This is a genomic window from Gimesia fumaroli (genome assembly GCF_007754425.1).
GTDB classification, from domain to species: domain Bacteria; phylum Planctomycetota; class Planctomycetia; order Planctomycetales; family Planctomycetaceae; genus Gimesia; species Gimesia fumaroli.
In genome coordinates this window covers 1,503,926-1,525,987 of sequence record NZ_CP037452.1, presented here as the reverse complement: position 1 = coordinate 1,525,987, position 22,062 = coordinate 1,503,926, and the positions used below count along the sequence as shown (strand labels likewise).

Here is a 22,062-nt window from a genome sequence, read left to right as displayed (position 1 = left end):
CCTTTATTGTCCGGCGGATCTGGTTCCTGCAGGAGAGCCTGCAATGGGAACACCAAAGGGCAACGGACGTCCGGCAACCTGATATCCCAGAGAATGCGCATGTTTCTGCAAGCTGCGATACAGTTCGAAACTGTCAGGGTAGACCCAAAACGTGAGAGTGGAGCCGGACCCGATATCTGTTAGCGCTCGATAAAACTGGGACTGAATCTGGAGTGCTGTTTCAAGGTCTTCTCCACTGACGTCTTCATTCTGATCAATTTCCCATTTGGTCACACCCACTCGGAATCCGCCGCTACCGCCATTTCTAAGCTGATCAATGGCCGAGAGCGCCTGGCGTTCGACCACATAATTCATCATATAACCACGAATCGGACCGACTTTGCCATGATGCTCCCGATACTTGGCAAGCCAGCTCCCCCGTTTCATTACCTGATCCTTCAAATCAGCCAGCAGCTCGTTGATGGGCACATAAGAGACACGGTTCTCTGACAGCAGAAAGTGCCATTCTTTGTCGGTTACCAGTTGACTGACTGGAGTTAAACGATGCTTCAGCTGTTTTACCTGTTCCTTAGGCGCGGAAACCTTTCGAGCCTGAGCGACAACTCGCTCTAACTCTTTTTTGGTTTCCTGAGTCTCTTTGACCAGCCCCAGCAATTGTTGATAGTCCTGCTCCAAGTGATCACTTTTCTGAGTAATTTGAGAGACGATGGTCTGAACTTCACCATTCACCGCCTGTTTTTGCAGTAATAATTCCTGCGTTCCGATTTTCCGATTCTGCATCGCCTGATCAAGGCGGATCAGCTCTGCTTCGAGCTTCTGCAATTCACTCAATAATTCTGGTGAGGGATGCTGGTAAATGACCTTCGGTTTTTGAGGTTCCAGCCGTTTCGTTTCCTGCTGTGACAAGATCAGAGCAGGCGGTTCCTGTAAAGGTGGCTCTGGCTCAATATTCGGAAGGAATGCCTCTAGATCGGCGTCGATCACTTCTGGTTGAGACGGGCTTGCTGGCTGATTTTCTGCCACGGTGACAGGAGCCTGACTCATACGGACGCCGGCAATCACGATCAAAATAATCAGAATCCCAACGATGTTGGCAACGATATCCAGAAACGAATCCGAACCAAAGCCGGCTTCTCCCTGCGATGTGCGACGGCTCATGTTACTGCTCCTTTCCAGACGAAGGTAAGGAAGAGACTGGCAAAGGATCCAACGTGTATTTTGCCTCTGTCTGCAGTCCCATTTTTTGAGCTGATGATTTCAACCGTTCGTAATACTGATTGCCACCAGGGCTAATGGTGAACTGAATCGTGGGAACCCAGTAAAATCCTTTGGGAGCAGGCCCCCAAGATTCGACGTATTGATCCATTACCACGATCATCGACTGTAATAACTGTTCCTGAGTCACTCCCTGATCGACTCGAACAACCTTTTTACCTCCGACTAGAATTTGCTCTGCGTCAACCTGAACGGAAATTTCTCGTTCAAAGCCAATTCCCGATCGGGATTGTGCAGGCTGCCACCGACTGCTATCAGAGGAATCAATGGTGGAGGAAGCGCCGGAGCGTTTTCTGCGGTTGAGTGATAACGTACTGGCATTCCCTGCTCCGGAAGCCGATCTCCCGGGAGGAATCCGTTCCAGACGAGGTTGGGATGTTGCATTCTGAGACTGTTGATCCGGCTGGCTGGTCCCAGATTGCGTTCCTTTTTTCAGGAAAGGATTTTCGACCATTCGTTTTTGAGAGGAAGCCGGAGACGTTCCATTTTCCTCTTTTCCCATCCCACGTGGATCGCGCGAATCAGTTAACTGCTTCCCCTGAGCTGCATCCAGAGGCACCAGATGTTGTTTTGCCAGTTCCTTGAGTTGATCACGGCCGATCACTTTGGCCCGTTTTAAATTCGCATCCTGCCCCCCACTCCAGCCTTTTGGTTCTTTCAAATCTGCCAGATCATAAACTTCTGCCCCTTGCCGACTGCCAGGGAGACTTTTCAGTCCTGTCGCTCGTTGTTGTGACTGTTCTGCCCTAGTGCCTGCCCCTGGCCCGTATTGTTGCGACTCGTTGTTTCCGCTATTACCAGTCCCCGAATTGGAAACAATATGCTTTTGATTGGCAACACTTCTCAAATGCTCTGCCCGCGCCATTTGCTGACGAGGGGTTAAGACATCACTGAAACGAGAACCGTTGGAAGCGTTCCCCGTCTTTTTTGTTGCCAGCTGCCCCGAACCGCGGGATGCCCCTGTTCCCGTACCAGTCCCTTCTTCAGGCTCGATCACGCGCACCATTCCTGTCCGCGCATCAAACTGTAATCGACGTCCCCCCGGTCCCGGCTGGCTGTTTTGCCGGAGTTGCGAAACCAGATTTTTCCGTTCCCTTAAGACGCGATCGATGGCAGACTGACAAACCTGCTCTGCATTCGAATCCTTTTCAGGCAACTCAAAGTCCCAGTCGGCATCAATCAATTCATAACCGGAATCAAGATCCAGATTATTCAATAGTTTTCGCGCAACATAATACCCCACACTTCCACTCGGACGGACCAGAATTAAAACATAAGGCTCCTGATCGGTGCGTCCATCTTTTGATTTCCAGTATTGAAACAAGGCCTGTGTCCCCGCTAAAAGCGGATTGTAACCTGGTGTAAACTCCTTGAGATCATCCGGGGTTAATGTGATCCCTTCCGGTAGAAAGGTCAGCCCTTTGTCTGTACATTCAATTAAAATCGGTCGTTTGGCTGTACCTGTCTGGCCATCATAGGTGATGATAGAATATTTACTGCGGGCCGTTTGATGCGACTGTTTTTTCTGCTGTAAAGTTCGCAATTCTTCCTGAAGCAGTTCCGCCACGCGCAATTTCTGATCTTTCAACTGAACCATTTTCTGACTGAGCTCAGCATCTTTTTCCTGAAGCGATTGAATCTGTTGTTTACTCTGATTCAAGATGGCTTCTGATTGAGTCAGCTCATTTTTTAAACGGAACAATTTCTGATTCTGTGCTTTCAAGATAGCGAGTTTTTTTGCTTTCTCTCGATTCAATGCATTTAACCGTGCTTCTTTTTCCAATGTCAGGTTAATGACTTTCGGCTCTGGCTCCGGAACAGGTTCGGGTTCCTGAAATTTGGTGACGACTGGTGCAGCAGGTTCGGGCTCGATCACCTCAGCAGCAAACAGAACTGGGGGATAGAGATCGTCTTCGACAATTTCATCTACAACGACTCTTTGGACCTCCATGATGGCTTGATGGCGAATGCGGCGTGTGGTAACTACCAACAGGAAAATCAAGGCTCCCATAGCACAAATGAGAACCGCTAAGAATGGAAATAGCGATACCGAACGTGCTTCGCGACCTTGTCTGCTCATGAATCAAACCGCAATGTTTCACTTCGTTCAGAAAAATATTTGAGAATCACAACAACCGTTTTCAAACTCAGGCAGCATTATTTCGACTGGATCGTGCCGTGAGTAAATGGACGGCGGCGCTCAGGCTGTGCAATGTTTCTTCAAAAGTCTCAGTCGCACGAATGGCATCCAGATTTTCCGCCAACCGTTTCTGTAATCCCACCAGATGCTCTTCCTGTCCCACGATTTTCAACAGATTCTCACTCTGTGAATTCAAAGCTTCAATCTGCAGTGAAGAAACTTCAGATGACTCTTTTAACAGCTGATTCCACTCTCTGACTTCGCCGGCAATCTCCTTGGTTGCCTGCTCAATCTGTGAAGTTTGACGGGATTGTGCAGAGATAACATCCTGGTGAACTTCATTCCAGATTTGCGCTAAATGGGTTGAGAAATCGCTGTTCGATTCTTTCTGCTGATCCTGCCAGCGAGTCAGCATCAATTCAATTTGTTCGCTTGTCGACTGATAGGCGGTCAAGAATTCATTGCGTATAGATTCCAGTTGAGATGAGTGACTTCCCAATGTATTGGACATTCCCTCCTGCAAGGAATCGTCAAAATTCACCTGTTGACGTTCCATCATCTCTGCCCAGCGACCGCGCAAAGATTCCAGATTTTGCTGCCAGAGCTCGGTCTGACGCTGAATCATTTCTTCGGTACGCAGGACCAGTTGCTGTGCCGCTTCTGCTTCCGCAGACTCCAGCGGGCTGGCTGAATTTTCTGACACACTCATACAAGAGGCAATATGTTGAATTCCAAATAATTCAATCTGCTCCAGCTGTTTCTGCTCCATACGTTCTACGATGAAGGTCGAGAAGACCAGGACCAAAGACAGTCCCAGAGCCAGAGCCGTCGTATCAAAAGCGACCGCCAGACCACCAGTGACTTCAGAGAGTGATGTGTCCAGTTGGTCGGGAGTGACATTCGCAATGGCGATGGTAATCCCGATCACAGTTCCAAGGAACCCGATAATCGGGACGGCCCAGGTAATTGTTCGAATAAGTGAATAACTGGCATGCACCTGCTCGGCGGCCAGTTCGGCCAGATATTTTAAATGCTCATCAAGATCTTTGACAGAATGACGGCTTTTCACGTAAGAAACCGTATCCTGAAGTCGCTTGCCGAGATAGGTCTCTCCAATCCACCCCGAAAGCGAATCCACCTGATCGGAAAAAACATCAATGCGATCATCAAGGTTCTCGATTTCGCCGATCGTCTCCCAGTCGATTTTTGTTTCCGTCAGTGACTTTTTCTGACTGAACATCCCCATGCCCTTCACGCCGATGATGGCCATCCCAATAAAGAACAGGGCTGCAGTCGCATATTCCAACGGGTGGCTGCAAAAATAGCGATCAATCAGTGATCTATACACTGGGAGATATGGAATCAGGGCATAAAAGCCAAATGTCGCAGCAGTCCCCCAAAACAGCGGAGACTTTAGAACTGCTTTTGACCAGTTTAACAAGTGATCTTCTTTTTCACTTTCCGGCAATGATTCCAAGTGTTCCATCTGTCCGTTCACATCCTTAAAGGCACATGTATTCTGTAAGTCGTTTAATTCAGAATCTGGCGTACATCCATTTTAATAGGCTCCTGGAGAACCTTCTTTGCTGAAATCTACGGTGAGGCAACCACGCAAGTTCATGATGAACCAGTAAGGAAAATTACCCGCTCATCATTGTTTACCAAGGTCAGCCTTGATCCCTTTGATTACCAGTCACACAATGAATGCTTACTTGAGTTGTACGCACATTCGTTATAATCGTCATATTATGACAGCCAAGTTGAAGAAAACTTTCACATCAAGTTGAGAAGCAGGAAGTAACCCAAAATATCCATACGAACACTACATTCAATTTGAGTCATAACCAAAGTACGGTCCACGTTTTTTGTGATAAAGTCTTTCGAAACTGGCAGTTAGAATTAATAGACAGGATTTATTTTTGACACGGGATTACTAAAAAAAATAATTGATTCGGGGATTCCTGTCTTTGAGACTGTTCAAGGAAGAAATAGCCTGTTTTACTGCAGTCGAGTCACCTGATTCACTCGTCTTATTTCTATAATCTGATTCAACCATCCACGTTTGCTAATATGACTGCATCGCGTAATAAAAAATCGGACCAGGACGGACTGCCCACTGTTGATAAGCACATCACAAGGGAAATCCTGGGGTATCTCAATTTCTCAAATGGAAAACCAGATACCAAATTTCGCTTCAACTGGAACCAACTCTTTTCCGAATGGGAATATCCACCAACCGCGCAAACGCTCGAACTGCTGTTGAATACGCATTTGAAAGAACTGGAAGGAACCACGGGGGCTTTTCAAGAAATCAATCAAGCGGAAAGTGTGATTCGGATTGCGTTTCAGGAATGTCTGCCACAATACAAACTGCATCATCGTGACCTGCTGTTTCATGTAACAGAGCAGGAATTAATTCAACCTTATTTTCTGGCAGTCCTGTTCGAAGCATTGCTGGAACAAGGAGGCCCCTGGGAGTCCACACAAGAAATTGTATCAGGAGCCATCGACCGATTAAATGACTTCGTCGGCTTCCGTCCCGTGGCGGTTCTAGAAAATGGCCGTCAGATGCAGGTTTATCCCCATGAAAAGTTCCGGCCCCTGCCCGTCTACTTTCGCGAAAGTGGTGTTGCATCAGGCGTTTATCAACGGCTGATCGAACAAACGATCAAAACATTACAAAGCACGCCCGATGACCTGCTTCATCAGGCTTACTTCAGTTTGAATAAGATGGATGAAATCGCCATCGACCTCCGCGCCCACGATCATCTGCATCCTGTTAACAAACGTACGAACTACATGTTTGGTGAGTGGGACCCACATGTCATTGATAATCAGGGGTATTATCGCCGCTTTGTGATTCGCAGATTAATTCTCGATTCGCTGTTAGCCTGGATTGATGAAAATAAAGACCTCCCGCTTGAGGAACGTTTACAGGATGCTGCTGCGGTTTTGAGCGGTACCATGCTGATGGCATCTTCCATCAGCGGTTCCGGGCCGGATACGCATGCCAGTGATACCAGCTTGACCTCATTGCTTCCCAAGGTCGCCCGTCAGCGAGACGACTATTATAATCGCTTGCTGGCTTCCGCTTCGGGCAAACGTGCTGAACGCCTGCTGAAGGAAGCCAAACAGTCCCAACAACCATTTGGTCACATCCGCCATTATCTGAATTTACATCTGGCCCGCTATGGCGCACAACAGGTTCAGCACCGTCAGCTCTCCCGCATTTATGCGCGGATGGGTTTCTCCACAGCAGCACGCTGTGAAGCGGCCGTCATTCCTTGTACTTCGGTGCGATTTGAATGTGAAATTCAATGGAGGATCACGATGGTCCACCTGCATCTGGAACGGTACGAGCTGGATCAGGCCTGGAAACTGATACCAGAAATTGAGGACCATCTGACCCGAGGCATTGAATGCGGTGCCTTGATTGATCCTTGGAATATTCTGGGATTTCAGGGACTGTTCCCACTGTTCATTTCCCGCGAAGACAGCATTCCCGATCAACGCAGCGAAGTTCTGCTCGATCTAATGGAAGAAACCTTCTCTGCCTATTCGGCAACGCTGAGTGAAGCCGCTGCGCAGGGGAACAATCAACTAAAACTGGAAATCTCTGACCGATTTCAAAAGCTGGCCGAAAAATGGGACCGCTACGCGACAACAACCGTAGAAGATCTACCACACGTTAACGGACAAGATTCCTTCGAGTCAGCCGCACACGTTTCTCAAATTCTGACCGAATGGAAGAACGGAGGGGAAGCCGTCGGAGATATTTCATTCTGGCGACAACACGTTGATCGTTTTGAATCTGCCAAAGCCTATGCATTGACCGTCGATGCCCTCCTGCAAAAACATGATCACGTAGCCGCCATCGGGCTGATCATGCAGTGGCTTAGCCAGGTCGATCAGACAGGACTTGAATCGGGGCCCTATTCGATACACGCCGTGCTCTTGCAATGGATCCGACAGTTAACGTCCAACATCGATCCTGAAGCGATTCCGACCAACAGCCATTCGATTCGTAAGATGTTCGACTACCTGGAAGCCAATGCTGCCGACTACTGGTCTGTACCCAACTTTGACGCCGTGTTACCTGTTCCTGAAAAAGAAATCGAAGATCCGTTTGAAATTGATCCAGAAGAACCAGACGAAGAAGATTCTCTGTTTGGTGCCGCTTATGAAAATGTCACATTTCGCGACAGCACCGACGATGGCATTCAAGGCGAGATGATGGACTCCGGATTTTCTCCTAGCAATACGGAAATCGAATCGATCAATCGTCAGCTGGAACCACGCCTCAAGTTTTTAAATACACTCTCACAACTCTGGCAATTGTCGGCAGCCTTTTTCTGTGAAACAGAAATTGTCTCTTCCGAGAATTCCGACAAACCCGCTGTCTTGAATGAGGAAACCAGAGAGTCCATTGCCGGCTGGATTGAACACACCGAACATTTACAGCAGGAACTGGTTGTTTTGCTGAATTCCATCTGGAATTACCGAATCCCCAAGCCAAGTGGCGACCACGACTCGAACATCGAATATGATCTGCAGCTCCAGACAAAATACTATTTGATGCACGCCATCATTATCACCACGGTCAATTGTCGCTCGGCTCGCTTGATGTTGCTCTCGACAATGCCACAGTCAGAAACGGAATCTGAACTCTCAGAAAATGAAAGTCTGCTGGTTCCCATTTATCGGGGAGTCCTGACACGGGATGTCGAGCTGATCAAAAAAGAATTCCCCACGTTCTTAAGCAATATCGTGGAAACTCCGCTGCTATATACTCCGATTGACCAGGGAGGCAAACCGAATGTGGTTTTAAAAGTCCGGTCGCTTCAAATGATTCTCCGTTTCCTGCTCTCACAACTTCCTAACTTGGGATTATTGCGTGAGACCTGGCAGTTGCTTAAAACTGCCTACCGTATGGAACGCAATTCGCGTCCGGAAGGAATCGCTGTCAGTGAATTTGATCGGTTATTCAGGACTGCACTCAGAAGTTCGCTTTCGGCCATTATCCGGTCTTCGCATTCATGGGAAACCGAACAACTGGACGATGAACAGCTAATTGACATTGCTGAGCAGTTGGTCGAGAAATACCGAGAACAATGGCTCAAGCACAGTCGCACGATGCGTCTTTCCACTGCCGAAGCCTTGAACCAGGAATTTGTCTGGCAGGAAGTGAAACAATTCATCGAGCTTTATGGAGCCGATCTGTTTCACGCCCAATACCTGACGCTAGGCAACCTGCGGACTATTCTGCATAACGGCATCGAACAATATCTGGATTATTTGGCAGAGTATCAAAACCCGGCCCAGCCGATGGCTTTGCTGACCGATCTGGAGGAAGGTAAACTCGACGTTGAAGAGGCGGTAACCAATCTCAAGGTCATTTTTGAATCTGTGATTGATAAATTTGACCGTTTCGTGGAATACAACAGTACCACCACTCAGTCTGACTATGGCGAAATGTTTTACTGCCTGCTCGATTTTCTGAGAATCGAAGCGGCTTATGAACGCGATGACTGGAAAATGGTGCCTCTGTTGATCGCCCACAAAGTCCTCGCACAACAGGATCGCAATGAATCAGCGCTGATCTGGGAAGCTGTCTTTGAAGCGACTTCGGAAGAGATGGCAAAAAAACATCTCAAGAAACTGAAACAGACGGAATCAAAATACAAAATCAACCTGCCGTTGATTTCCGATCATCTGAATGAGCGTTTTGTGAAGCCGCTGGCAGTGAATCGAATGATGGCACTGGTGCCACGCGCGATGAAAGACGCACAAAACGGAAATGAAGAGTCGGCTGCGTTTTCAATTCTGCAGGAAGAAATCGAACGATACCTGGCTTCAACCATTGGTTCCGGAATCGATGTGCCAGACTGGATGCGAAACCTGGAAGACGAAATCGATCGTCTAGACGAAAAAGTGACCAGTGAGCAATACGATATTGAAACACAAATCAAACTCTCGCCGGTTCCCATGTCTCTGGATGATATTAAAAAACAGTTGAAACAGTGGAATCAGCCACTCACCCGCAGTCGTAAAAAAAAGAAATAAGACGGGAAACTTGCACACGCCAGTTCAGCCTGCAGAAGAAACCATTTCCTCTGCAGGCTGAACTTTTCAATTGCTGTCACAAACTATTCATTCACTTTGGTGAGTATCTCAATGATTTTTGCCTGTTCGTTCGGCGGAATCATTTCATAGTGGCTCAGTTCAATGTCATAGGTTCCCCGCCCCCCCGTTAGACTGGAAAGCGTGCGGGCGTACGTCATGATTTCTGCCAGCGGAACCCTCGCCTGGATTATTTCATAGCCGCCGGGAGAGACCTGCAACCCTTCCATGCGTCCTCGACGACTGGAGAGATCACTGCTGATATCGCCAACACAGTCTTCAGGAATCAGAATTTCAATTTTGACAATCGGTTCCAGTAAGGCAGGTCGCGCTTTCTGAAACAGTTCGGCGAAACACTTGCTGGCAGCGATTTTGAATGCCGTCTCATTGCTATCCACGGGATGATCTTTCCCAAAGTAAACTTCGCAAATGAGATCCTGTACCTGACAGCCTGTAACCACTCCCTGCTTCATCCGCTCGCGAATTCCTTTTTCCACAGCCGGGATAAATTGATTCGGAATCGAGCCACCGGAAATTCTGTCCACAAACGCAAAATTGAGTTCGGGATCGTAATGATATGACCTCAGATGATCAAAGTTTGCTTTTGTGAAATACTCTTCCGGATTCAAGTCATGTGGCATAGGGGAAAGTCTGAGATGAACCTCGGCGAATTGCCCTGCCCCCCCCGACTGTTTTTTGTGACGATAACTACCTTCTACGGTTCCCATAATGGTTTCACGATAAGGTACCTTGGGTTGGTGCGTTACGACTTCTACTTTGTCACGATGTAGCAGTCGTTCCTGTACAATCTTTAAATGCAACTCACTCATCCCCTGCATGACCATCTCATGCGTCTCTTCATCATGAATCACATGGAACGTCTGATCCTCTTCTTCGATTTTGTGAAGCGCGCCAGATATTTTCTGCTGGTCATTCTGACTTTTCGGCTCTACCGCCAGCCCGACGACTGGATGTGGAAACTTGATTTCCGGCAGCGAAAGCCCATCGCCGTTCACATCGGCGGCTATTGTATCACCCAGCTTGAGATCATCCACTTTCGCAACGGCGAAGATATCCCCCACAGCCACTTCATCTACAGGTTCCTGTTTGCCGCCCTGCACATCCAATAGTTGATTCAATCGGACCGGTTTTCCGGTACGCACATTCACGACCGAGGAATCCTTGGATATTTTACCAGAAAAGACCCTCAAATAATTCATCTTTGAAATGAAAGGATCGATGCGGGTTTTAATGACTTGTGCGACAAACGGCTGGTCGGGAGAAGGATCTAGCATCACAGAACGCCCGTCTTTCGTCTGTTCCATACGTTTGATATCTTGCGGACATAACGTGTAGTTCGACATAGCTTCCATAAACTCGGCAACGCCAACTCCGGTTTTGGCGCTCATGAATAAGACGGGAATCAACGTTCCCGCTGCCATGGCTTTAGGAATATTAGCCCTCAATTCCTGAGCACTGAGCTCTTCTCCCTCAAAGAACCGTTCCAATAACGCTTCATTCGATTCGACAATGGCTTCAATCAATTCCTGGCGTGTACCTTCTGGATCTCCTAAAACTCCCGCTTCGGAAGCCTGTGCATTTTTCACAAGGTCATGCACGGCTTTAAAATCGGCTCCCAATCCAACCGGCAGGTTAATTGGTATGCAGTGGGAACCGAATGTTTCGCGAACGGAATTCAACAGGGAGTCGTAGTCGATATTTTCTGCATCACATTTATTCAATACAATCATTCGGGCAATGCCGGCTTCCTGTGCCATTTTGGAAACGCGTAATGCGTTGATTTCCACGCCATGCCCGGCATTTAACAATACCAACGCAGTTTCGACGGCACGTAAGGCGCCGGAAACCTGCCCGATGAAATCGGGGTAACCAGGTGTGTCAATCAGATTGATATGGTGGCCACCATAATCGAAGTGCACCAGAGTCGATGCGATCGAAATTCGATGATCAATTTCTTCTTCATCGGTATCAAGTAAGCTTGTGCCTTCATCGACAGACCCCAGTCGGGGAGAGGCACCAGATTGAAAAAGTAAAAGATCGGCTACAGTTGTTTTGCCAACAGCCCCGTGGCCGACCAATGCCACATTCCTAACGTCATCTACCTTGTATTCGTTCATCGCTCGTCCTGCCTTTCAAAAGAATGGCCAGGCGCAATTGTCCTCCGTTCCGTTAAAGGCAACACGCTTAGCCAGGAAATGATGCGAACGTGTGTGCCGGGAAAATAAGAACTTTTCCCCGCATATCCTTAAACCGGATTTCCGGATGAAACCCGGATCAATTCTGCGATTGCTTACGAATTGGGTGGTCTCTTTACTTTAATTCTATCCAATTTTTCCTCTCTCAAAATCATAACTTTTTGATTTTTAAAAGGCGAAAGGATTTTCTGAAAAATCGGGTTGCACTCTGGAATACAAAGCGCTGCGTTAAATCGGACAGTTGACAGCGAGCGGTCAATCTAGGGAGAGAATTTTCGCAAAGCATTCAGGCAGCGAGGCTTACCACTTCAGACAGGAAATTTTCAGTAGGGTATCGGTAACAAGAACACGTGGTGTTCTAAAAGCACGCCGCTTCCATGGATCCCTATGAACTGGGTAAAGAACAAGAGAAAGACATAGACAGCCAACAGCGGCAACACGATCGTCCGGCCTAACCAGCGCCATCCAAACCAGGCGTTTTTTGTCCGCGAAGAGGCACGGAAATAAACCCAGCCCAACAAGAGTTTCGTCGGATAGATCGTCGCCACAAAAATGAGAGTAATACCCCATACTGCATCCCGAGGTAGTGCCGCCACTTTAAACAGGTACAAAGGCAGAGACAAAACATAAACCACAATCAACGCCATCATCCACGCTAACGGAGCCCGTTTGAATTTACGACGAACGGTTCCCAGTTCAAACATCGCACGAAAACGATTCTCTGCAGCAAAATGAGCCTGTAATAAAGGCAGCCATCCCAGCACAATTACCAGACTGAGCCCTCCCAGCAAGGTAATTAAAACAGGTGCTCCCTGCCCTCCTTCTGGAGCACTGGCAGCAGAAAACATTAAGGACGGAATAACCAGCCATAAAAACGCCCCCAGAAAGCCACGCAGTCCCAGTGAAAAATTCTGCCCCAGTTTGAGTGACGCCACAAAGTCACTTACATTCAAAGCAGCCTGCTCAAAGTAATCACCGGCACGAAGCTGTTTGAGAAACCAAAGAAGATTCTTGAGCGGTCGAATGAAACAGGAAAACGAGCCTCCTCGAGCTAATGCCAGACAGAGATGGATGGCAATCACAATCGAGGTAACACGGTTCAGAAAATGTAAGGTCTGATCACTCTGCCCCCCAGGATCAACCAGTCGCGCATCGGCGGCAGCACCTGCCAGAAGTAACAAGGGAATCAACCAGAGGCCGATTCCAATTACGATCGTTCCCAGCCGGGGCGCGATATCCAAAAGTGGAAACGCCAGACGGATTTTTCCTGTTCGTGCCACCCGGCCTTCGACATCGAGCAGATAACCCAATGCGATAAAGTTGACAATCGGAATGGCAGCAATCACTGCCAGAAAAAGAACCAGACAGGCGATACCAAACGCCATACGCATCAGCCAGAATGCCGCTTTGATCGGATGTCGAAACAGATGAGGAAAAGGGGGAATGTTTCCCACCACTTCATCAGGATAAAACTGATCGATCTCTGTCTTCGCTGATTCTGTTTCAGAGCCATCGGGGAGGAAGTCGCTCAGTTCACAGGCCGTCACAAAGCTGGCCCCTTGTGCCCCCTCAGAATCGTTCTCTTGTGTGGCGTGATCGGTCACAAGGTGCTCCAACTGGCTCCCAGAAACTCGGGGCTTTGATCGCAAATGAACTGCGTCCCCTGAATCAGCATGCATTTTCAAAGTACTACCTGCAAATAGGTAAGTCCAAATTATACCAGATTTTTTTGGTGTATCGAGCAGCAAAGACATCTTACTCCCGATCTCCCTGGTAAGTGATACTCGGAAAAAAGCACCAAGTTTCAAGAAATCACTGAAACTTTCGATTTACCAATCTGGTATGATTAACAGAACGCGTGAAAAAAAACGGTTCACGCTCTTTGGTGCCTTCACATTTATTCAGAGATGATTTCATGAAGCCAAGTTCCCACAACTGGAAAATCGCCTGCATCCCATTCTGTGTTGTGGGTCTGGTGGTTTCGCTCGTCGCCTGGGCTTCCAGCAGTCCTGTCGCCATCTCACCCAAAGCACCTGCTCTGACAGTAGACAATTCCATGACCAGTACTGTCGAACAAGTTGATCAATTTTTTGAAAAGCAGTGGGCCAAGCAACAAACTACACCTGCTGATATTTCAGATGACTACCTGCTGCTCCGCCGACTCTCGCTGGCCTTGCATGGCACGATTCCTTCACTTGAGGAACTCCGTGAATTTGAAGCGATGCAGGGCGCAGATCGAATTCAACGCTGGACCCAAAAACTCCTGGAAGACCGTCGATTTGCCGACTATTTTTCCGAACGATTCACACGAGCTTATGTTGGCGTGGAACAAGGTCAGTTTATTATCTTCCGGCGCGATCGATTCAAAGCCTGGCTCAGCGAACAAATTCAGGCCAATACACCGTATGATGAACTGGTCCGCACGTTGATCTCAGCCGAAGGCCTCTGGACCGGTGATCCTGAAACGAATTTTATTACCTCAGCGTCAGCTGATGGAAATCTTGATCGAAACAAGTTAACCGGCAGCACAGTGCGCGCCTTTCTGGGGCAGCGTATCGATTGTGCCCAATGCCATGACCATCCCTTTGACCATTGGAAACAGAGTGACTTTGAAGGATTGACTGCCTTTTATGGGCAGGTCGAAATTCAAGTTCTCGGAGTGCGACAAAATGAGGAATTGAAATACGAAGTGGAAGACCGAGAGACTCTAAAAAAACGTACTGTTTCTCCGCAGGTCCCTTTTCTGAATGAGTGCCTGCCTGAAGAAGGGACTCTGCGGGAGAAACTGGCGACGTGGGTGACGCACCCTCAGAACCGCAGATTTGAACGAGCAGCCGCCAACCGGTTCTGGGGCTTAGTCTTTGGTGTTCCCTATTTCGATCCTGTGGACGATCTGCCTGCTCCGACCGATTTGTCTGAATCGGATCCAGATGTACTCGACATTCTCGGACAGGACTTTCGCGAAAACGGATATGACATCAAACGCATGATCCAAACCATTGTCGCATCAAAGCCATTTCGCCTGTCATCCACATCGCAAACCGATGACAACGAACAGATTGAGCGCGCCACAGATGCCTGGGCGCTGTTCCCACTGGTCCGCTTGCGTCCCGAACAGATCATTGGCTCCATGCTGCAGGCTTCGTCGTTAAAAACGATCGATCAGAATTCGAATCTCTTCATGCGAGGACGCCGCTTTTTCTCTGAGCTTGATTTTGTTCGAGAGTACGGTGATCTGGGTAGTGACGAACTCAATGATTTTCCTGGCACGATTCCCCAGGCTCTACTCAGAATGAATGGCGAATTCGCCAGAGACAACGGCTCTGCTTCAATGTTAAATTCGGTCGGGCGTGTTTCACAGCTGGATATCTCAGACAAAAAACGGGTGGAAACCTGCTTCTTAGTCTGTCTGACCCGCTTACCCACTAACCTGGAACGTGACCACTTCCTGAAACAATATCAGTCTGCTACGAACCCGAAACAACGTGAGAAAATCACCGAAGACCTGTTTTGGGCTCTTTATAATTCACCTGAATTTTCCTGGAACCATTAAGCCATGTTTGATTCCACATATTTATCGTCCAAATTCAGCCGCCGCGACTTATGCAAAGTCGCCGTGGGGAGCACGCTCTCTTTCATGCTGCCCGGCTTCGATTTGAAAGCAGCACAAAAACGAGGTCCCGAACGCCAGAAATCGGTCATCGTTCTCTGGATGGGAGGAGGCCCCAGCCAATTGGAAACCTGGGACCCACATCCGGGAACAGCCATCGGCGGACCGGGAAACGCGATTAAAACCGTTGTCCCCGGACTCCAGATTTCCGATATGTATCCCCTACTGGCAGAACAACTCGAGGGAATGTCGGTCATTCGCTCTATGGTTTCCAAAGAAGGAGATCATGAACGTGGAACCAAATACCTCAAGACAGGCTACCGTCCTGAGCCAACAACCGTCTACCCGGCACTGGGTGCGATCATTATTCATGAGAGACCGAATAAAAGTCTTGAAATCCCACAACATATTTCGATGGGTAACACGCAGTACCCCGCCCGCGGCGGATACCTTGGCGGATACCTTGACGCATTCCGCGTACAGGATCCAGGAAAGAACATTGGCAACATGCGTGCTGGAGTCGGTTCGCCACGACAGAATCGGCGGCTGGAGAACTTAGATATCGTCTCTCAAGCATTTCAAAAAGGTAGAACAATTCAAACAAAAAAAACGTTGCATCAGTCAACGATCGACCGTGCTTTAACCATGATGAGTTCTGAACAACTTCATGCATTTGAAATTGAGAAAGAACCCGATTCGGTTCGCAAGGCTTATGGAGATTCTTCCTTCGGTCGAGGCTGTCTGGTGGCACGCAGGCTGGTTGAGCAAGGCGTGCATTCCATTGAAGTTAACCTGAGCGGCTGGGACAGCCATGCCAATAACTTTACTGGTCATCAGACCCAGGCAAAGATGCTCGACCCTGCTTTTTCCAGTCTGCTCAAAGATTTAAAAGCCAGAGACCTGCTCGATTCCACGATCGTACTCTGCATCGGCGAATTCGGGCGCACTCCCAAAATCAATCCGCTTGAGGGCCGCGATCACTGGCCCACCGGCTTTTCCTGTATTGTGGGAGGCGGAGGCTTGAAAGGAAATGTAATCATCGGAGAAACCGATCCGACCGGTAAAGAAAAGAAACCGACCGAACCAGTTCAGATCCAGGATCTTTACGCTACGATTCTGCAGAATCTGAAGATCGACTATAAGAAAGAGCTGATTTCTCCCATCGGTCGCCCGCTGGCTCTCAGTGACGGTACCCCCATTGAAAAGCTGATCTGATACACAAAGCCGGACTCACTGCCACCCTGTCCACCGGAATAAATCAGGTAGAATCAGGAATAATGCTTGCCTGGGAGATTAAAACACTCTAATTTGATGAAACAGCGAAACCAGCCTCGGCTGTCGTTGTTTCATTAGTGAGTCAACTTTCTCCCCACCTTCGATCTTCCAATGGAACTTGAACATGAGCCGCATTCTTTCCGCAGTGATTCTGTTTTTGGCTTTCGAGACAACAAATCTGACTTCGCTCCCGGCAGCAGACTGGTCACAATTCCGTGGCCCTTCCGGAAATGGGATTTCCGCTTCCACGGGCCTCCCGACAGAGTGGAGTGCCGAGAAGAATATCGTCTGGAAAACCAAACTGCCCGGTCATGGATCTTCCAGCCCGGTCCTGTTCGGCAATCAAATCTTCCTCACTGCGTATACCGGGTATGGCTTAACCACTGAAGATGATGGGAACCCGTCTGATTTGCGTTTGCACGTCATTTCCGTCAATCGACAGAACGGCGACATTATGTGGGATGAATCAGTTCCTCCCTTGAATCGGGTTCAGAAAATCACCAAACGAATTGTCGACCACGGTTACGCCAGTGGAACTCCGGCCTGTGACGAGACCGGCGTGTATACCTTTTTTGGTACCTCGGGTGTCGTCGCTTATGACCTGAAAGGAAAACTCAAGTGGCGATCCGACGTCGGCGAAGGAACCGCGGGATTTGGTTCTGCGTCGTCTCCGATTCTGTATAAAGACTTTGTGATCGTGAATGCCAGTATTGAAAGCGATACTGTTTACGCGTTAAAGAAAAGCAACGGCGAGATTGCCTGGAAGGCAGAGAATATTGTCCGTGCCTGGACCACTCCCTCAATTGTGGATGTACCGGGCGGCAAACAGGAACTGGTCGTGAACCAGAAAAACCAGATTCTGGGCTTTGATCCTGATACAGGTAAAAAACTCTGGACCTGTGAAGGCATTCAAGACTACGTCGTGCCCGTTGTTGTTCAGAACGAGGGAATTCTGTACTGTCTGGGCGGTCGCAGCAACCGCAGTATTGCCGTTCGTCCAGGAGGCCGTGGGGATGTCACAAAAACTCACAAGTTATGGGAAGTCAACGTTGGTGCAAATGTCACCTCTCCCGTTTTTTATAAAGATCATCTCTACTGGGCCAGCGATCGTGGCATCGCCTTCTGCCTAAATGCGAAGAATGGAGAAGTGGTCTACAAGAACCGTCTCCCGACCAAGTCCCGGCTCTATGCGTCCATCGTTTTCGGCGACGGGAAACTCTATATCACAACCCGGGACAATGGCGTGGTCGTTCTCAAAGCCGGGCCTGAATATCAGGAACTGGCGCGAAACGAAATCGCGACCGATGAGGACTTATTCAATGCCTCTCCTGCTGTCAGTGAAGGTAGTATCTACCTGCGAACAAACGGCTACCTCTATCGAATCTCAGATAACAAATGAGACTCATCACAAAAGATAACGATTAAATAACTTACAGCGTCGTGAGACTTTTCGATCAGCTCGCTGATACTGCCTTCGAGCCGCTGGAAATCCCGATTCGGGGCTTCTACAATACGAGGCATGACTGAACCAACGACAGAAAATACCTACCTCTTCAAAACGATCGGCATCATTGGCGTCGGTCTGCTGGGAGGTTCAATTGCAGCGGCAGCGCGACGCCGCAAAATAGCCAAAACAGTCCTGGGAGCAGGGCGGAATCCCTCTCGCATGCGCGCGGCCCAACAATCCGGCTTACTGGACCGTGGCACGACGAATATCGCTGAGACATCAGCCCAGTCAGATCTGGTCATCGTTTGCACCCCCGTCAACCAGATCGTGCAATTCATCCGAACGGTGGCGCAACATAGCCGCCCGGGAACCATCATCACCGATGTAGGCAGCACCAAACAGAAAATATGCGAAGAACTTTATGGAAGCCTTCCTGAAGGAGTGACGTTTGTCGCCTCGCATCCCCTGGCAGGTTCTGAAAAAGCCGGTTTTGAATTCGCAGACCCCAATCTGTTTCAGCATCGCCCCTGCGTGATCACACCAGACGCTTCGCTCCCCACAGAGGCAGTCGCCAAAGTCAAACAATTCTGGGAAGCTCTGGGGATGCATGTTCTGGAGACTTCTCCTGAGAAACATGATCAAATCCTCGCTGAAACCAGCCATCTCCCACACGTGGTCTCTTCCGCATTAGCCATGTCCCTGACGGCAGAAAACAGGAAGTTTACCTCAACCGGATTTCGGGACACGACCCGGATTGCCGCCGGCGATCCCTCAATCTGGATCGATATCTTACTCAGTAATAGTAAAGCCGTTGTGAATAGTATTGATAAATACACTCAATCACTACACCGATTAAGAGATGCCATTGAAAACCATGATGAAAATCTTCTGCGCCAACTTCTGGAAGATGGCAAAAAGAACCACGATGCATTAAATTCAGCCCGTCCACAATAGCGTATACCTGGGGCGATGCTGCAATCGAACAAATTCATTTTCCTGACTTGATTAAACAGTAACTGGAATTCACATGCTTTGCGAAGTTGAAATCAAACCTGCCGAGAACCAGATCGACCGTGAAGGTGCCCGGATTCTGAAAGAATGCCAGGTACTCGGCACCAGTTCCATTCGCTCGATACAGGCCGCACACTCATATTTGCTGGAGGGTGATCTGGATCAAGCCGACGTAGAAAAGATTGCCCGTTCCCTGCTCTCCGATCCGATTGTCGAAACGTTTGAAATTCGCATGCTGTCGAGCAATTCATCCGAATCGACCGAAACCGAGCCGCTTCTTAATGTTTTGTTCAAGCCGGGTGTGACCGACAATGTCGCCAACAGTGCTCGAGAGGCAATCTGTGATTTGGGACTGTCAATTGATAATGTCGCCACCTGCCGCAAGTACTGGGTCAACTCCGACGCGAGCTCTGAAGAAATTGACCGGATGGCAGCCAAAGTCCTTTCGAATGAAGCTATTGAACACGTAGTTCGTGGACCTCTCAGCATGGACACCATCAAGCTGGGCAGTGAATACACGTTCGAACTGGTCACGATTCCCATTCGTTCCATGAGCGATGTGCAACTGGAAAGCCTCAGCCGTGAAGGTCAGCTTTATTTGAATCTGACAGAAATGCGAACTATTAGAGATTACTACGTCAGTCAGGAAAAAGACCCCACAGACGTCGAACTGGAAAGTATCGCACAAACCTGGAGTGAACACTGTTCGCACAAAACGCTGGCTGGACGAATTCATTTTCGGGATGAAGAACGCGACCTTCATTTTGAGAACATGCTCAAGGAAACCATCTTTGCCGCCACTACAGAAATTCGTAAATCTCTGGGCGAGAAAGACTGGTGTGTCAGCGTATTCGCCGACAATGCAGGCGTAATTACTTTTGACGACAAACAGGATGTCTGCTTTAAAGTAGAAACACACAACCACCCCTCTGCCCTTGAGCCTTACGGTGGTGCCAACACCGGACTGGGGGGCGTGATCCGCGATCCACTGGGAACCGGACTCGGAGGCAAGCCGGTTTGCAATACAGACGTCTTCTGTTTTGCTCCGCCTGAAATTTCTTACGACGAGCTTCCAGCCGGCGTGTTACACCCCAAAGCCGTTGCCACCGGTGTTGTTTCCGGCGTACGTGATTACGGCAACCGCATGGGAATTCCGACTGTCAATGGCGCAGTTTACTTCGATGAGCGCTATCTCGGGAATCCACTTGTCTACTGTGGCAACGTAGCGATGCTACCCGTAGGAAAATCAGCCAAGCAACAGGCTCAACCCGGCCATTATATCGTTGCTGTCGGCGGTCGCACCGGACGGGATGGAATTCACGGCGCAACGTTTTCTTCCGCTGAACTGACTTCCGAAAGTGAAATGCTGTCTGGTGGCGCTGTGCAAATTGGAAACGCGATTACCGAAAAAATGACCATGGACGTCATTCTTGAGGCACGCGACAAAGAATTATTCTCAGCCATTACCGACTGTGGTGCCGGCGGTTTTAGTAGCGCTGTAGGCGAAATGGGAGAAAACACCGGCGCTGAAGTCTGGCTCGATAAGTGCCCTCTCAAGTACGCCGGCTTGTCCTATACCGAAATCTGGATTTCCGAAGCGCAGGAACGAATGGTATTGGCTGTCCCCCCCGAAAACTGGGAAGAATTCGAAGCGATCTGCGCTGGTGAAGGTGTCGAAGCATCGGTGATTGGCAAATTTACCGATACCAAGCATCTGGTCCTCAAGTTTCAGGAGCAAACCGTGGCCGACCTGGAAATGTCGTTCCTGCATGATGGCCGACCTCCTGTGATTCGCGAAGCCATTTATAAAACGCCAAACTTTACCCCTCTGATTCCTCCACAAAATGACGATCACACAAATGACCTGCTTTCGATTTTAAGCTCACTGAATGTCTGCAGTAAAGAGTGGATCATTCGACAGTACGATCAGGAAGTGCAGGCTGGCAGCGTGGTAAAGCCGTTAGTCGGGGTCCAGAATGACGGACCTTCTGATGCAGCCGTCGTCCGCCCCGATCTGACTTCAACACGCGGTCTGGTGATCTCTTGTGGTATGAATCCCCGCTATGGAGATTTAAGCACACACTGGATGGCGGCCTCTGCCATTGATGAAGCCATTCGAAACTGTGTCGCGGTGGGAGCAGACCCCACAAAGATTGCAATTCTCGATAACTTCTGCTGGGGTAACACCGACCGACCGGAAACGCTGGGCAGTCTGGTTGCGGCAGCACTTGCGTGTCAGGAATTCTCGATTGCCTTCGGCTCTCCCTTTATCAGTGGGAAAGATAGTTTGTACAATGAGTACTCATATGAAAATGAGCAAGGGGAAAAAGAGACTGTCGCTATCCCTGCTTCGCTCTTAATCAGCGCCATCGGACAAATTGCCGACGTCAGTAAAGCAGTTACGATGGACTTGAAAGCACCCGGTAACCGGATTTTCCTGGTTGGTTCGACGCAGGATGAATTGGGAGGCAGTCATTTTGCACTCGTCAATCAACTGGAAGGGGGACAGGTTCCTCATGTCGATAAAGATGAGGCGCCAGAAATTTTCAAAGCCATGCATGCTGCCATTCAGAAGCAACTCGTGAGAAGCTGCCACGACCTGAGTGAAGGCGGTCTGGCTATCGCAGCGGCAGAGATGGCCTTTGCAGGCGGATTTGGTATGAAGCTTGATCCGACGCGACTTCCCGAAGCCCTGGAGCTTTCAACACCCAGTCTGCTGTTCTCGGAAAGCAATACCCGCTTTTTGATCGAAGTCGCTCCGGATAAAATCGAGGCATTACAGGACTGCTTTAAGGAACTGCCTCTGGTCGAGATCGGGGAAGTCATCAGTAGCCGCCAGTTCAGTGTGAAAGGCAATTCGGGGAATGTTACGATCAATGCCAGCCTGGATGAGCTGAAAGCCGCCTGGAAAAACCCGTTAGCCTGGGACTGACCGACTCGCGCCACCTGTGTGTACAACCCGGTTTTT

11 protein-coding genes are annotated in these 22,062 nt (G+C 49.0%); 6 read left to right on the top strand and 5 right to left on the bottom strand.

The features are described from left to right. Window positions 1-3 precede the first annotated feature (3 nt). From Enr17x_RS05865 to Enr17x_RS05855, 3 genes are all read right to left on the bottom strand, one after another. On the bottom strand, window positions 4-1,158 hold the full coding sequence (locus Enr17x_RS05865) for a hypothetical protein (protein ID WP_145306785.1): 1,155 nt from the start codon (window positions 1,156-1,158) through the stop codon (window positions 4-6). Window position 1,159: 1 nt separating this feature from the next. Continuing rightward, window positions 1,160-3,355 (bottom strand): hypothetical protein, encoded by a 2,196-nt coding sequence (locus tag Enr17x_RS05860; protein WP_145306784.1) that lies wholly within the window; start codon window positions 3,353-3,355, stop codon window positions 1,160-1,162. A 67-nt stretch (window positions 3,356-3,422) separates the two neighbouring features. Beyond that, entirely contained in the window at window positions 3,423-4,901 is a 1,479-nt protein-coding gene (locus tag Enr17x_RS05855; RefSeq protein ID WP_145306782.1) for a MotA/TolQ/ExbB proton channel family protein, read from the bottom strand. 584 nt (window positions 4,902-5,485) lie between these two features. Between Enr17x_RS05855 and Enr17x_RS05850 the strand changes: the two genes are divergently transcribed. Then, entirely contained in the window at window positions 5,486-9,478 is a 3,993-nt protein-coding gene (locus tag Enr17x_RS05850) for a hypothetical protein (protein WP_145306780.1), read from the top strand. An 83-nt stretch (window positions 9,479-9,561) separates the two neighbouring features. On the opposite strand, the gene Enr17x_RS05845 is transcribed toward Enr17x_RS05850, so the two are convergent. Further along, on the bottom strand, window positions 9,562-11,673 hold the full coding sequence (locus Enr17x_RS05845; protein ID WP_145306778.1) for an elongation factor G: 2,112 nt from the start codon (window positions 11,671-11,673) through the stop codon (window positions 9,562-9,564). 401 nt (window positions 11,674-12,074) lie between these two features. Beyond that, entirely contained in the window at window positions 12,075-13,355 is a 1,281-nt protein-coding gene (locus Enr17x_RS05840) for a DUF4013 domain-containing protein (protein ID WP_198000987.1), read from the bottom strand. A 311-nt stretch (window positions 13,356-13,666) separates the two neighbouring features. Here Enr17x_RS05840 and Enr17x_RS05835 point away from each other — a divergent pair, with 311 nt between their 5' ends. The 5 genes from Enr17x_RS05835 to purL all read left to right on the top strand — a co-directional run bounded on the left by Enr17x_RS05835 (window position 13,667) and on the right by purL (window position 22,026). Next, a complete protein-coding gene (locus Enr17x_RS05835; protein ID WP_145306774.1) occupies window positions 13,667-15,304 on the top strand; it encodes a DUF1549 domain-containing protein in 1,638 nt (545 codons plus the stop codon). 3 nt (window positions 15,305-15,307) lie between these two features. Next, window positions 15,308-16,576, top strand: a complete 1,269-nt coding sequence (locus tag Enr17x_RS05830; RefSeq protein WP_145306772.1) for a DUF1501 domain-containing protein — start codon at window positions 15,308-15,310, stop codon at window positions 16,574-16,576. A 184-nt stretch (window positions 16,577-16,760) separates the two neighbouring features. Further along, window positions 16,761-18,035: an outer membrane protein assembly factor BamB family protein gene (locus tag Enr17x_RS05825; RefSeq protein ID WP_145306770.1), complete on the top strand. Its 1,275-nt coding sequence runs from the start codon at window positions 16,761-16,763 to the stop codon at window positions 18,033-18,035. Between the two features lie 120 nt (window positions 18,036-18,155). Next, window positions 18,156-19,037: a prephenate dehydrogenase gene (locus tag Enr17x_RS05820; RefSeq protein WP_145306768.1), complete on the top strand. Its 882-nt coding sequence runs from the start codon at window positions 18,156-18,158 to the stop codon at window positions 19,035-19,037. A gap of 73 nt (window positions 19,038-19,110) precedes the next feature. Next, window positions 19,111-22,026 carry a phosphoribosylformylglycinamidine synthase subunit PurL gene (gene purL, locus Enr17x_RS05815; protein WP_145306766.1) on the top strand — a complete coding sequence of 972 codons (2,916 nt, stop codon included), beginning with the start codon at window positions 19,111-19,113 and terminating at the stop codon, window positions 22,024-22,026. The last annotated feature ends 36 nt before the right edge of the window (window positions 22,027-22,062 follow it).